General features: G+C 36.8%; 15 protein-coding genes. 6 read left to right on the forward strand and 9 right to left on the reverse strand.

From position 1 onward, the window contains the following. The first annotated feature begins 24 nt into the window (after window positions 1-24). On the forward strand, window positions 25-816 hold the full coding sequence (locus AC5YC8_RS02175) for a helix-turn-helix domain-containing protein (RefSeq protein WP_496163404.1): 792 nt from the start codon (window positions 25-27) through the stop codon (window positions 814-816). A 63-nt stretch (window positions 817-879) separates the two neighbouring features. On the opposite strand, the gene AC5YC8_RS02180 is transcribed toward AC5YC8_RS02175, so the two are convergent. From AC5YC8_RS02180 to AC5YC8_RS02200, 5 genes are all read right to left on the reverse strand, one after another. Further along, window positions 880-1284, reverse strand: a complete 405-nt coding sequence (locus AC5YC8_RS02180; protein WP_496119715.1) for an ExbD/TolR family protein — start codon at window positions 1282-1284, stop codon at window positions 880-882. Next, on the reverse strand, window positions 1284-1907 hold the full coding sequence (locus AC5YC8_RS02185; RefSeq protein WP_496119713.1) for a MotA/TolQ/ExbB proton channel family protein: 624 nt from the start codon (window positions 1905-1907) through the stop codon (window positions 1284-1286). Before AC5YC8_RS02185 ends, AC5YC8_RS02180 begins: the two co-directional genes overlap by 1 nt. Before the next feature lie 20 nt (window positions 1908-1927). After that, the gene (locus AC5YC8_RS02190) at window positions 1928-2725 is read right to left on the reverse strand and encodes an energy transducer TonB (RefSeq protein ID WP_496119711.1); all 798 of its coding nucleotides are present in this window, start codon (window positions 2723-2725) and stop codon (window positions 1928-1930) included. A gap of 229 nt (window positions 2726-2954) precedes the next feature. Then, the gene (gene purU, locus AC5YC8_RS02195) at window positions 2955-3821 is read right to left on the reverse strand and encodes a formyltetrahydrofolate deformylase (protein WP_496119709.1); all 867 of its coding nucleotides are present in this window, start codon (window positions 3819-3821) and stop codon (window positions 2955-2957) included. Between the two features lie 76 nt (window positions 3822-3897). Beyond that, on the reverse strand, window positions 3898-4599 hold the full coding sequence (locus tag AC5YC8_RS02200) for a TetR/AcrR family transcriptional regulator (protein ID WP_496163405.1): 702 nt from the start codon (window positions 4597-4599) through the stop codon (window positions 3898-3900). A 113-nt stretch (window positions 4600-4712) separates the two neighbouring features. Here AC5YC8_RS02200 and AC5YC8_RS02205 point away from each other — a divergent pair, with 113 nt between their 5' ends. The 5 genes from AC5YC8_RS02205 (at window position 4713) to AC5YC8_RS02225 (ending at window position 8988) form a co-directional block, all read left to right on the forward strand. After that, on the forward strand, window positions 4713-6161 hold the full coding sequence (locus tag AC5YC8_RS02205) for a coniferyl aldehyde dehydrogenase (protein WP_496163406.1): 1449 nt from the start codon (window positions 4713-4715) through the stop codon (window positions 6159-6161). Window positions 6162-6326: 165 nt separating this feature from the next. Next, entirely contained in the window at window positions 6327-6563 is a 237-nt protein-coding gene (gene rpmB / locus AC5YC8_RS02210) for a 50S ribosomal protein L28 (protein ID WP_000048256.1), read from the forward strand. A 12-nt stretch (window positions 6564-6575) separates the two neighbouring features. Further along, window positions 6576-6731 carry a 50S ribosomal protein L33 gene (gene rpmG / locus AC5YC8_RS02215; RefSeq protein WP_001205031.1) on the forward strand — a complete coding sequence of 52 codons (156 nt, stop codon included), beginning with the start codon at window positions 6576-6578 and terminating at the stop codon, window positions 6729-6731. Window positions 6732-6875: 144 nt separating this feature from the next. Then, on the forward strand, window positions 6876-8594 hold the full coding sequence (locus AC5YC8_RS02220) for a cation:proton antiporter (RefSeq protein WP_496119697.1): 1719 nt from the start codon (window positions 6876-6878) through the stop codon (window positions 8592-8594). Between the two features lie 169 nt (window positions 8595-8763). Next, on the forward strand, window positions 8764-8988 hold the full coding sequence (locus tag AC5YC8_RS02225; protein ID WP_496119695.1) for a hypothetical protein: 225 nt from the start codon (window positions 8764-8766) through the stop codon (window positions 8986-8988). Window positions 8989-9045: 57 nt separating this feature from the next. On the opposite strand, the gene AC5YC8_RS02230 is transcribed toward AC5YC8_RS02225, so the two are convergent. From AC5YC8_RS02230 to AC5YC8_RS02245, 4 genes are all read right to left on the reverse strand, one after another. Continuing rightward, on the reverse strand, window positions 9046-9321 hold the full coding sequence (locus AC5YC8_RS02230) for a hypothetical protein (protein ID WP_496119693.1): 276 nt from the start codon (window positions 9319-9321) through the stop codon (window positions 9046-9048). Window positions 9322-9427: 106 nt separating this feature from the next. Next, a complete protein-coding gene (locus tag AC5YC8_RS02235; protein ID WP_496119692.1) occupies window positions 9428-9931 on the reverse strand; it encodes a DUF6586 family protein in 504 nt (167 codons plus the stop codon). A 152-nt stretch (window positions 9932-10083) separates the two neighbouring features. After that, window positions 10084-10338 (reverse strand): RNA recognition motif domain-containing protein, encoded by a 255-nt coding sequence (locus AC5YC8_RS02240; RefSeq protein WP_496119691.1) that lies wholly within the window; start codon window positions 10336-10338, stop codon window positions 10084-10086. A gap of 78 nt (window positions 10339-10416) precedes the next feature. Then, window positions 10417-12405: an ATP-dependent helicase gene (locus AC5YC8_RS02245; protein WP_496163407.1), complete on the reverse strand. Its 1989-nt coding sequence runs from the start codon at window positions 12403-12405 to the stop codon at window positions 10417-10419. Window positions 12406-12634 lie beyond the last annotated feature (229 nt).

Raw genomic sequence — 12634 nt, forward strand, 5'->3', positions numbered from 1 at the left:
TCATCTTATTCAGGCAATTTTCACATGGGTAAAAACCGTTACGATGATGTGATCCACTTTAAGCAACTACAAACCAATGATCACATCATTGCGCCACTCTGGATTAACTTTCGAGAAGACCCTGCTCAATCGATTTACCCAGTGCATGGACATGCTTGGGGCGAGTTTGTTTATGCTTTTAAAGGCATTATGGAGGTGAATATTGCAAATATTGACTATATTACCCCTCCACCCTATGGCATTTGGTTACCCCCAAATTTGCAACATAGTGGCTTAAATAGAACTGAAGTTTCTCACGGCACTTTATACATTCACGAAACTCTTTGTGAGAAACTACCTAAGCAAGCAGGGATTATGCTGACCTCCCCACTTGTTAGCGCTTTATTACACCAACTTAAAGATCATCCGAAAAATATTGATGATCCTGCACATACGCGCTTACTTTATGTTCTTCTCGATCAATTAATTGATGCAGAACTTATTAGCACATATTTGCCACATTCAAACCATTTAGGTTTAAAACAAATTTTAGATTATTTACATCAAAATCCATCTGACCACAGCTCATTACAACAACTAGCTCAAATCAGCAATATGACAGAGCGAACACTTGCTCGCCTAAGTCAAAAAGAGTTGGGAATGTCATTAAATGAATGGAGGCAAAGACTTAAAGTTTTAAAAGCAATGTCTATGCTTAATGAAGGTAAAAAGATCGAAAGTATTGCTTTAGATTTAGGCTATGCCAATGCATCTGCTTTTATTAACATGTTTAAGCGTTGGATGAACTTAACCCCAGATCAATTCCGTAAACGTTAAAAACTTTCGTCATAAAAAAAGCGATCTAAATAGATCGCTTTTTAGGGAAGAAATTTCTAAATTTTATTTTTCGCTTACAAAAGCAATATCACTGAGTCCGGCTTCACTCGCACGTGACATTACTTGTGCAACAGTATCGTATTTAGATTCTTTATCTGCACGTAATTGTACAGTTGGTTTTTGCGCTTGCTGACCTGCTTCATTAAAACGAGTTTCTAACTCATCTAAAGTCACAACTTTATCGTCCCAAGCAACGTCACCATTCGCATTAATACTCACAGTAATTGCTTTGGGTGGTTGCTCTTGGATTTCAGCAGTCGTTTGTGGCAAGGTTAATGGAATTGATGGGTTGGCAACAGTTGCAGTCACCAAAAAGATGATCATCAATACCAACATAATGTCGATAAGTGGAATGAGATTCATCTCATTCATACCGCTGTCGTTGTCTTCACCCAATTGAAAAGCCATTAAGCTTGACCTCCAACTAAACCTTTTTCTGTTGCATTCGTTTCAACTTTTTGAGTTGATGAATCTTGTAGCAACATAGTGTCAATTAATAAGCTATGCGCATGATCTTGCAATTCGTTGTTTAACGTTTTGTTGAATCGCATGCAAATGTTGTAAGCAATCACGGCTGGAATCGCAACTGCCAAACCAAAACCAGTCATAATCAATGCTTCACCCACTGGTGTAGCAACTTGTGCTAAACCTGCTTGACCACTTTTACCTACAGCAACGAGCGCATGGAAAATACCCCAAACCGTACCAAATAAACCCACAAATGGTGCAAGTGAAGCAATTGTTCCTAATACTGCAATGCCTTTTTCTGCAGATGATTTTTCAGCAGATATTTGACGAAGAAGTGCTTGTTCAGCAACCGCTTTACGTTGTTCAAATGATAAAGGTGAAAGCTTATTTTTCAGTGCTTGAATCGCTTTAGAAAGTTGAGCATAAGCAACTTGTTTAAGTTGGCGAGTTCCCATTATACGTAAAATAAGAACAGTCCATGTTGTAATAGACATGATGAGCAACACAAAATAAAGTGTTTTACTAACCGCATCTGCATGTTGCCAATAAACTGAAAAGTTCATACTCGAACTCCTGATAAATGTTAGCCGTTAGAATTCAATGTAAGTTCAAATGGTTGATCCGCTTTAAACGGATATGCAACACCATTTTCTCTATATGGTTTGAATTTTGCACCTTTTACAGCGCGTACAATTTTTTCATCAAGGGCACTAAGACCACTTGATTTGATAACTCTTACGTTTGTAATACTGCCCTTTGCATCCGCTTCAATAGAAACGATAACAATGCGATTAGAGCCTTGTAAATCTTTGTTTGTGTAAACTGGTTTTGGTGAGCGTGACCAAGAAATTTGACCAATGTTCAATTTTTTCGGTGTATTTAATTCTTGCTGACGACGTTGATTTTCACGTTGCTCATTTGCAAGTCGATCACGTTCTGCTTGCTCACGTTGCTGTTGTTCACGCTGTTGCTGTTCTAGACGTTTTTGCTGTTCTATTTGTTCTTGTTGCTTTAACTTATCTAAACGGTCTTGCTCAAGTTTCTTCTTATCTACTACATCTTCTACAGGCTGAACTTTCTTTTCAGTAACTTGTTTCTTTTGTGCAATAACCTTTGGTTTTACAATAGGTTCTACCACAACTTTAGGTTCAGGTTTTGGTGGTTGAACAACTGGCTTAGGTTCTACAACAGGTTCATCTGCAATAGTGACAAAACGAACGCTCATTGGTTTTGTTTCATTTGGCTTTATTTCTAAAGTCTTCATATGACTCAATGCAAACATCACACTCATGTGTCCGACAATTACAGCAGTTAAAGCAATAACGACTTTCTTTTTCATCGGATTCTGTTCAGGCATCATAGGAGCAGCAGATTGAGTCATTAAATTCTGTTACCTTCAAAAGAAAACTGCATCATTAATAACTCCGCAATTAAACTTATCGGTTTGTACAATTAAAGTGGCACAATGATAAATGAGAAGTGTTTTCATTTGCAACATTTAATTTGTCTCTTTTTATTACTTTTTTATTGGTTTTTTTAACTGACAATTCAGATCTCCAATAAAAAAGGCATACTTTAAGTATGCCTTTTTATCACGATCAAATAAAGATCTATTGGAATACAACAGTCTTATTGCCATCCACAATAATTCTGTCTTCCAAATGCCACTTCACTGCACGTGCCAATACATTACGTTCTACATCTTGACCAAGTTCACGAAGTTGATCGACTGTAAAGTCATGATTTACACGTTCAACATCTTGTTCAATAATTGGACCTTGGTCTAAATCTGCTGTTACATAATGTGCAGTCGCACCAATGAGCTTCACACCTTTCTCATGTGCTTGTTTGTAAGGATTTGCACCCACAAAAGCAGGTAAGAATGAATGGTGAATATTAATAACCTTCATTTCCCATTTTTGCACAAACTCTTCATCTAAAATTTGCATATAACGAGCAAGCACAAGTAAGTCATTACCTTGCATCAACTCATCAATTTGAGCATAAGCTTCGCGCTTATTTTCTTTATTTACAGGCACTACTTCAAATGGAATACCAAAGTTTTCTACAGATTCACGTAAAGTTTCATGGTTTGAAACAACTTTAGTAATTTCACATGGTAAACCACCACGTGCATGACGCCATAAAAGCTCAAGTAAGGCATGGTCTACTTTCGAAACCAAAATACCGACTTTTTTCACGTCGCTTACTAAAGCCAAACGCCATTGCATTTCATAGCGTTCAGCAACATTTGATGCAAAAGTTTGAGTTAAGTTTTCTTTACGAGTTTGTAAGTTATCTAACTCAAACTCAACACGCATAAAGTAACGCCCGCCCTGAGCCGCTGTAGCATATTGATCTAGAGCTGTAATATTTGCTCCTTGATGATACAAAAAGCTAGAAACGGCTTGCACAATTCCTGGTTTATCTTCGCAGGTAATTAATAAACGTGCTGTGTTGGCAGTCGTCATATTCATGTTGGTTTATATCGCTAATCAGTAAATTAAAATAAGCCGAGTATTCTAACGCTTTTCGCATGCAGACAAAATAGAATTATTCACTATCTACTTTTTTTGCAGATGAAAGACTTTCAAATAACTCAGAAGAACCTAAAGATTCTAATAATCTCTCATAAGTATTACGACTTTCTCCACGCAAATAAGCACCTTCAAGGAAGACCATTTGACGTAAAGCTTGCCACACCCATTTTTCTTCTAATGTATTTGAGTCTTTAATATGACCCGACATATATAAGAAATTAGTCCAATTGGTCAAAACAATCCATAAGTTGATGGTTAATGCTTCAATTTCAGAGTCAGTCATTTCCATTAAGCCAGCATTTACAAAAGCTTTATAAACTTTTTGTCCTTGCTGCATCACTTGACCTGCAAAACGAGGATACATTTTTCTATAATCTTCGTTATTTTCAACCAAATGATAAACATCACGATGTAAAAAACGGTATGCCCATAATTGGCTACTTAGCACTTGGAAATAGCGAATTTTATCATTTGCGTCTAATACACGGTCGTCTGGTAAAGCAAGCATTTCAAGAGTTTCTGACTGATATTGCTCCATCAACTCTTTAATAATTTCGCTTTTATTACGAAAGTGATAGTACAAATTACCAGGACTCATATTCAGCTCTGCTGCAATATGATTTGTTGTTACCGAACGCTCACCACGCTCGTTAAACAGCTGTAAACTTAGCTGTAAAATACGCTCTTTGGTTTTCACCGTTTTTGATTGAGACATCCTGACATAACCATTCTGTATAAAATGTTAGCAAACTAACATAAAGTGCCTTGACTGTTTAGAGTAAATACTCTAAAAATTAAATTAATCGCTTTTATTAAATGTAATTTGCCATGAACAGTCAAACAAAAAATAAAACCGTGACCGCACAATCATTTGATGAAACCCGTTTAAATGAGATTTTGTCGGCACAAAAAGTTGCTTACCAACGCTATCCGGTTCCTACGGCTAAGGAACGTATAGACCGACTTGCTCGTTTAAAACGTGTTTTGGTGAAATACCAAGACCAATTTGCAGATGCAATTAATCAAGACTATGGCAATCGCTCGATCAGCGAAACCAAAATTGGTGAGCTTCTCACTTGCTTAGAGCATATCAAATATTATAGCAAAAACCTAAGCTCTTGGATGAAACCATCTAAACGCCATGTAGGCATCATTCATCAACCAGCAAAAGCATGGGTCGAATATCAGCCTTTAGGTGTTATTGGTATTATTGCACCTTGGAATTATCCTTTATTACTTTCTGTTGGTCCTCTTATTTGTGCATTGGCTTCTGGTAACCATGCAATGATTAAAATTTCGAGTGCATCCGCTCATTTTGGTCGTGTCTTAGAACAAGCTATTGCTGAAGCATTTCCTCAAGAATTAGTTTCCGTAGTAAATGGTGGCGGTGTTATCTCCGATTTATTTTGTCACCTTGCATTCGATAAAATTATTTTTACAGGCTCCACCACTGTCGGTAAAACGATTATGGCTGCTGCTTCAGAAAATTTAGTTCCTGTTATTTTAGAACTTGGTGGAAAGTCACCAACTATTGTACATTCATCAAGTAACATGAAAGATGTTGCCCAACGTGTTGCTGTCGGTAAGTTATGGAATTCAGGACAAACCTGCGTTGCTCCAGACTATATGTTCTTGCCAAAAGGTAAAACAGCAGAATTTATTGAACATTTTGAAACTTATGTTTTCGAAATGTACCCAAGTATTTTAAATAATCTTGATTACACATCTATAGTAAACAACAAACAATATCATCGTTTGCAAGGTTATTTGGAAAATGCAAAAGCACTTGGTGCAAAAATTATTGAAATAAATCCACAAAGTGAAGATGTCAGTTTAAATCGTAAAATTGTACCAACAATCTTAACTGGCGTGACTTCTGAGATGGAAATCATGAAAAATGAGATCTTTGGTCCTATTCTTCCGATTATGGAATATGATCAAATAGACGATGTAATTGAGTTTATTAATAGCCGTCCGCGTCCACTTGCATTATACTATTTCGACTTTGATCAGGCGCGTGCCGATTATATCGCACAACGCACACATTCAGGTCACTTCGGATTAAATACTGTTTTAACCCATGTTGCACAAGACGACTTACCATTTGGTGGCGTAGGTGCTTCAGGTATGGGCAAGTATCACGGTCCTGAAGGTTTTTTCAGTTTGTCTCATGAACGGTCTATGATGTCTAATCCCAAGCTGTATAGCTTGAAATTCATTCTCCCACCGTTTGACAAGCCGATTCATCGACTCATTTCGAAGACTCTTCTTCGATAACTGATCAAGGCATGAGCTATTGAACAGCATCATGTTTAGTTTTATCTTAAATCGCTTGTCTTTTAAGCGTATTTTTGGTATAAAACGCCCCTTGAATGAATTCAATCCGTTTATTTTTGACTGGCCATACAGATTTGCTGTTGGCTAAATCAATGGAGTTACACCATGTCTAAGGTTTGCCAAGTTACCGGCAAGCGTCCAGTCGTTGGTAACAACGTCTCACACGCCAACAACAAAACTAAGCGCCGGTTCGAGCCGAACCTGCACCACCACCGTTTCTGGTTAGAAAGCGAAAAACGTTTCGTACGTCTTCGTCTAACTACTAAGGGTATGCGTATTATCGACAAATTGGGTATCGAAAAGGTTGTTGCTGACCTACGTGCTCAAGGTCAAAAGATCTAAGGAGTTACGACAATGCGTGATAAAATTCGTCTAGTTTCTTCTGCTGGTACAGGTTATTTCTACACTACCACTAAGAACAAACGTACTATGCCGGAAAAAATGGAAATCAAAAAATTTGATCCAAAAATCCGTCAACACGTGATCTTCAAAGAAGCTAAAATTAAATAATTTTAGTTTTTTGAAAAAAAACGACCTTCTTGGTCGTTTTTTTTTGCATTTTTTTTATGTGACTTGTTACACTTTGATCATAATTTTTTTGGCATTCTTTGTGCTTATTTATCTTAACCTTAACTATAACTTAGGGAGTTTTTAGTGCCACATGATGTAGAACTGATAATATTACTTGCCGTTGGATTTAGTGTTGCCTTAATCTTTGGGTATATTGCTGCACGTTTACGCCTCCCTCCTCTTATCGGTTATTTAATTGCCGGCATTATTATTAGCCCAAACACCCCAGGAGTTGTGGGCGATCTACATCTTGCGAATCAGCTTGCCGAACTTGGGGTAATGTTCCTAATGTTTGGCGTGGGCATGCATTTTTCTTTAAAAGATTTAATACAAGTCCGTCGTATTGCTTTGCCTGGCGCTATTCTACAAATTACTGTTGCAACCTTACTTGGTATTGGCATTTCCATGCTTTGGGGGTGGAGTTTCGGTTCTGCATTGGTATTTGGCTTAAGTTTATCTTGTGCAAGTACAGTTGTTTTACTTAAAGCCTTAGGTGACCGTGGTTTACTAAATTCCGTGAACGGAAAAATTGCTGTCGGCTGGCTTTTAGTTGAAGACCTTGTCATGGTCTTAGTTTTGGTACTTCTACCAGCTACAGCTGTTTTACTTGGTGGACAAGCTCTATCAAGTACAACGGGGAATGAAAATATCTGGCTTACTTTAGGTATCACCTTACTTAAAGTTGTTGGTTTTATTGCCTTTATGCTAATTATTGGTAAACGACTTGTACCTATGATTATGCAAGTGGTTGCTCGTTTAGGCTCTCGTGAATTATTTACCTTAACTGTTGTTGCTGCTGCCGTTTCCATTGCATTTGGTGCTTATAAAGTATTTGGTGTTTCAATGGCGTTAGGCGCTTTCTTTGCTGGTATGGTGGTCAAAGAGTCTGACTTTAGTCAACGTGCTGAAGCTGAAACACTCCCACTTCGTGAAATTTTTTCAATTTTATTTTTCGTTGCTGTTGGAATGTTGTTTGACCCAAGAATTTTAGTTGAACAACCCATTCACGTTTTAGGTGTTGTTGGTATTATTATGATTGGTAAGACTATTGCAGCTATGGCATTAGTACTTTTCTTCAGATATCCACTAAATACTGCTTTAACTGTTGGTGCCTCACTTGCCCAAATTGGTGAGTTCTCATTTATTTTAGCAACCTTAGGGGTGTCATTAAAATTACTCTCGCTTGAGGGTCAAAATTTAATTTTGGCAGGTGCTTTAATTTCCATCACTTTAAACTCATTTATTTTCTCTGCAATAGAACCTATTCAAAATTGGATACGTAATCGCTCGCATTTAGCACGTTTGCTTGAACGTAGTGGTGACCCATTAGCTATGCTGCCAGATGAGGTCTCACAAGATTATTTACGTGATCAGGTGGTTATTGTTGGTCATGGTGATGTTGGTCGTAGAATTACAAAAACTTTAATGGAAAAAAATATTAAAGTAGTTATTGCTGAAGAAAATCGGGAAATTGTAGAAAACTTACGTGAAAAAGACATTGCAGCAGTTTGTGGTTTAGCAACTGAACCAAGCGTACTTATTCAAGCCCATATTCAACATGCTCGACTTTTAGTGCTATCACCAATGGATATTTTAGATATTCACAAAATTGTCGATATTGCAAAAACATTAAATCCTCAAATTCAAGTTTTAGTCTGTGCTGAAAGCAAAGCTGAAGCTGATGTTATTCGAAAAGATAATATTGGTGAGGTCTATTTTGCAAAAGAAGAAATGGCAAAAAATATGACCCATCATATTTTGCATCAAATCGAAATTGCACATCACCAAACGTCATCACACTAACAAGAATCATAAAAAGGGCTAATCTTTCGATTAGCCCTTTTTATATGCCTTAAATACAAATATTGCTTTATAAATAAACAAGATAAAACCTATAATCCCCTTATAAAGCTTATCTCAAAAAATTTAATTATTTCGAATACTATCTTTAACTTAAAGAAGGGGGGGAAATATGCTACTTATTTATTTAGGTATCGCAATTATCATTATTGGCGGTATTGGTTTTTTAATTGCAGCATTTAAAAATAGTATTTTATGGGGTTTAGGCTGTTTCTTGTTTTACCCTATTTCGATTGTATTTTTAATTTTATATTGGCAAGAAGCAAAAAATCCATTTCTCCTTCAGCTTATTGGTGTTGCGTTTGTCTTCGCTGGCTCAATGATGATATCGCCATAAAATTTTTAAAATTATAAAAAAGCACACTTAATAGTGCGCTTTTTTATAAATCGACATTTAACTCATGTATTTTGGTTTTTCATCTACAACTTCGGCTTCAAACTCATTCACTTGCTTTTCCATTAAAGCAAATAAAGCAGCCTGTATCATGTGTTGTGCAACGACAGGCATTTGCTCACCTAATAGAGCACGAATTTCTTCATTAAATTGAATTTTAACCAAAGGATCTTCCGAACCTGCATTACGTAATGCTAATTCACCACCTTCAAGTTGAACAAGTTCTAAAATTGCTTCATTACTACCAAATAATTCTTTCAACTGTTCTATCGACATATATCCTCCATGTTCAACATGGTGACAAAGATACTGATGTACTTTGCATTGTTTGAATTAGTTTATATAAGGTCAAGTTTGGTAAATTCAAGCATTAAATTTTAAACTAGAATTCAACCATTTCATTACGAAAACCATCAATGAGTTGAGTAATGTCTCGATGCCATTCTCTTAAAATTGCAGTATCTGGTAACCATGCTTGTGGTGTTTGAGTGACTTTAATAATCAAATTTGAAGATGTTTCTTCTTCTGGCTCTGGCGCACTTGGTTCTGGTGTATATTGGCACATACGATATGCTCGCTTAAGCTCCGCAATAAAACCATCTTTTGCTAATTTTTGCAAAATACTAATTTCAGGTGAAACTTGCCCTTTAGCTGCCATATGTTCTTCAATTGACTTTAAAGTCGGATTACCATCTGTTAACCGATAATAGCGCACTAGCTCCTGTAAAAATGCGAGAACGGCACCATGTAAATGAAATACCGCAGCTTCACGATATGCTTGAGCCTGTTGAACATGCTCGGTTTGCTCTGACTGTTGACACGAAAGACGTGCAAAATAAAGCTTTTGATTTGTACGATCTGCATGAAAGCGAGCAACACGTGACATGGTGTTTATTCCTAAATTTTGGCATTTTTGTCCTCACCTAGATTAAACGTAATTTTGAATAAATCACAATGAAATTTACATATAATCCATTTCAATTCATTTAATTAGGCAATAAAAAAGGAGCATTAAAGCCCCTTTTTAATATTTCACACTTATTCAGCTTTCGGTTTTTCATCTGATGCTTTAACACGAATACCTGCACCATGAACACGTAATGTATTCAATGCTTTAATTGCTTTTACAGCTTCACGACCATTTGGCATTTCAACAAATGCAAAACCTTTTGATTTACCTGTTTCAGCATCTAGAACCAATGTACAAGTATCTACGGTGCCAAAAGGCTTAAACAATGCCAATACCTCAGCTTCTGTTACCGTACGCTCTAAATTACGAACTAAAATTTTCATCTTACAACCTTAAAATAGGCAAAAATCATCAAAAAGCACTCGCCTACTCTACTTTTTGCATCTCAATAACTAGATAGTTTAATCGAGATCGATGCCAAAATCTAAATTAATCGACTGACGCTCAATGAGTGCTGTTTTTACGGTTTGTTGACGGGGCTTATGGTGAGTTTCCATAGTACATAAATTACGTGTTAGATCATTTAAGAAATAACTTTCCACTTTACGACCTTGCTCATCAATCATATCTTTAGCCCATAAGTTCAGATTTTGTTTTGTTAAAATCAACTCATTTTGTGCTCGTGTTAAAGCCACATAAAGAACACGGCGCTCCTCTTCGACATCATCAAAGTTTCCTTGTGCACGTGCATGAGGATATTGCCCTGCTGTCACATTTGCCACATAACAAACTTTTTGTTCTGTACCTTTTGCAGAGTGAATTGTAATAAGCGTGACAACATCCGTATCTGACTGACGTTCAATTTCAGAAATTGAAACAGGATCGAGTACATAGGCTTCTAAAAACTCACTCAGTTGATCATGTTTAGATGCTAATTGCTTCACAAGTTCAAAATCACCTTGGCGACGATTCCAATCTTTTTTATAGTTTTCTGCCAACTGATCTTCAAGTGCCTGAACACCCAAACTTACACATTCTTTCACTTCACCACGGAGCACATTCATTTGCTTCATCATGAGTAAAGTTTTTTCAGGAATACGCCCAAAACTTTCTAGTTTTTCAAAAATTTTGTCAAATTCAGGTTCAACCAGTAATTGCTGTGCCAAACGACTTGCGCCAACATCACCCACACCATTCCACAAAGTAAGAAAACGCATCCATGCAATATCATCCAATGGATTTGCAATAATACGTAGCAAACTCACTAAATCTTTTACATGTGCTGTTTCAAGAAGCTTCATACCACCAATAAAACGATACGGCACATTAGAAGCAATACATGCTGCTTCAATATGACGAGCAGCAAAACTAGAACGCACTAAAACCATGTGATCTTTCCACGGTTTTCCTTCTAAAAAATGGCGCTCTTTAATATCAACTGCAATCCATTTTGCTTCATCAAATTCATTTGGGAAAATGTGAAGTTTTGGCTTAATGCCTTCACCACGATACGCTTCTAAACGCTTATCGTATTTAATTTCACTTTGATCTAACAACCAATTTGAAAGGTCTAAAATTTCTTGCGTTGAACGGTAATTTTTTTCTAATTTATGGATTTTAGCATCGGGCACACGGTCTTTAAAATGATGAATATTCTCAAAGTCCGCACCACGGAAACCGTAAATCGATTGTGCATCATCACCCACACAAAATAGGCTTACTTTTTCTTTTAACGGTTCTAAAAGCGCCCATTGCAAAGGATTTGTATCTTGCATTTCATCGACCAACATGTGGCGACAAATTGAAGAAACATAATCGACCAAACCCTCTGACTCATCTAAAGCTTTCGCAACAATTGCCAATATATCGTCATAATCTAAAAAGCTACGCGCACGTTTTCGTGTTTCGTATTCTTTCATGATTTCTGCAATTTGATCTTTAAAAACAATATGTTCAGGATGTTGTTTTTCTAAAGCAAGACTGAGTTTTTGACGCGTATTTCGTGCAAAAGAATATAAGTCGCAAAGTTCTTGTGGCTTAGGTAATTGATTTGGATTTTTCTTATCATCTTTTCCGCGTATTAAGCGAAACATCATGAGCTGATCATCACGATCAATAATCGAAAACTGCTCTAAACCAAATGCTTTAGGAATACGGCGCAATAAATACATGCAAAACGTATGAAATGTCGATGCTCTTAAGCCTTTTGCTTGTTCGCCTAAAGCAAGTTCCACACGTGCCACGATTTCACTTGCAGAGCGACGGGTAAAAGTCAAAATTTGAATTTGATTTGCAGGTACGCCTTGATCAATTAAATATGCTGCACGCGCTACAATTGTTTTGGTTTTACCACAGCCAGCCCCTGCCAAAACTAGACTATGCTTTGACTCTGTTGTCGCAGCTTGTTTCTGTTGTGGATTTAATTCATCAATTAGGCTAGCTAAACTCATGGTGTCTCATCGTACGTATTGAAGAGATAGTTTAGCAGAGCTCTCCTTATAAAGCTTAATAGAAAAATCACGCTCGATTGATTTCGTGATGGCTGCATGGATGCAGCCGTTATTCAGTGATGCATGGACGCATCATCTGAATAACAAAGGGTTTGGTTACTTTGCCCTCAAAGTAACAAAGAATTCATTCAATTTAAGATGATTTAAATATTGCTGAAAAAGCCTCATT

It is taken from the genome of Acinetobacter sp. FY731 (genome assembly GCF_059515905.1).

Excerpts from the sequence above, each read along its gene's own strand:
- AC5YC8_RS02190 (WP_496119711.1), bottom strand. The coding sequence starts at position 2,725 with ATGACTCAATCTGCTGCTCCTATGATGCCTGAACAGAATCCGATGAAA.
- AC5YC8_RS02205 (WP_496163406.1), top strand. The coding sequence starts at position 4,713 with ATGAACAGTCAAACAAAAAATAAAACCGTGACCGCACAATCATTTGAT.
- AC5YC8_RS02240 (WP_496119691.1), bottom strand. The coding sequence starts at position 10,338 with ATGAAAATTTTAGTTCGTAATTTAGAGCGTACGGTAACAGAAGCTGAG.
- AC5YC8_RS02235 (WP_496119692.1), bottom strand. The coding sequence starts at position 9,931 with ATGTCACGTGTTGCTCGCTTTCATGCAGATCGTACAAATCAAAAGCTT.
- rpmG (WP_001205031.1), top strand. The coding sequence starts at position 6,576 with ATGCGTGATAAAATTCGTCTAGTTTCTTCTGCTGGTACAGGTTATTTC.
- AC5YC8_RS02225 (WP_496119695.1), top strand. The coding sequence starts at position 8,764 with ATGCTACTTATTTATTTAGGTATCGCAATTATCATTATTGGCGGTATT.
- rpmB (WP_000048256.1), top strand. The coding sequence starts at position 6,327 with ATGTCTAAGGTTTGCCAAGTTACCGGCAAGCGTCCAGTCGTTGGTAAC.
- purU (WP_496119709.1), bottom strand. The coding sequence starts at position 3,821 with ATGAATATGACGACTGCCAACACAGCACGTTTATTAATTACCTGCGAA.
- AC5YC8_RS02175 (WP_496163404.1), top strand. The coding sequence starts at position 25 with ATGGGTAAAAACCGTTACGATGATGTGATCCACTTTAAGCAACTACAA.
- AC5YC8_RS02180 (WP_496119715.1), bottom strand. The coding sequence starts at position 1,284 with ATGGCTTTTCAATTGGGTGAAGACAACGACAGCGGTATGAATGAGATG.
- AC5YC8_RS02245 (WP_496163407.1), bottom strand. The coding sequence starts at position 12,405 with ATGAGTTTAGCTAGCCTAATTGATGAATTAAATCCACAACAGAAACAA.
- AC5YC8_RS02185 (WP_496119713.1), bottom strand. The coding sequence starts at position 1,907 with ATGAACTTTTCAGTTTATTGGCAACATGCAGATGCGGTTAGTAAAACA.
- AC5YC8_RS02230 (WP_496119693.1), bottom strand. The coding sequence starts at position 9,321 with ATGTCGATAGAACAGTTGAAAGAATTATTTGGTAGTAATGAAGCAATT.
- AC5YC8_RS02200 (WP_496163405.1), bottom strand. The coding sequence starts at position 4,599 with ATGTCTCAATCAAAAACGGTGAAAACCAAAGAGCGTATTTTACAGCTA.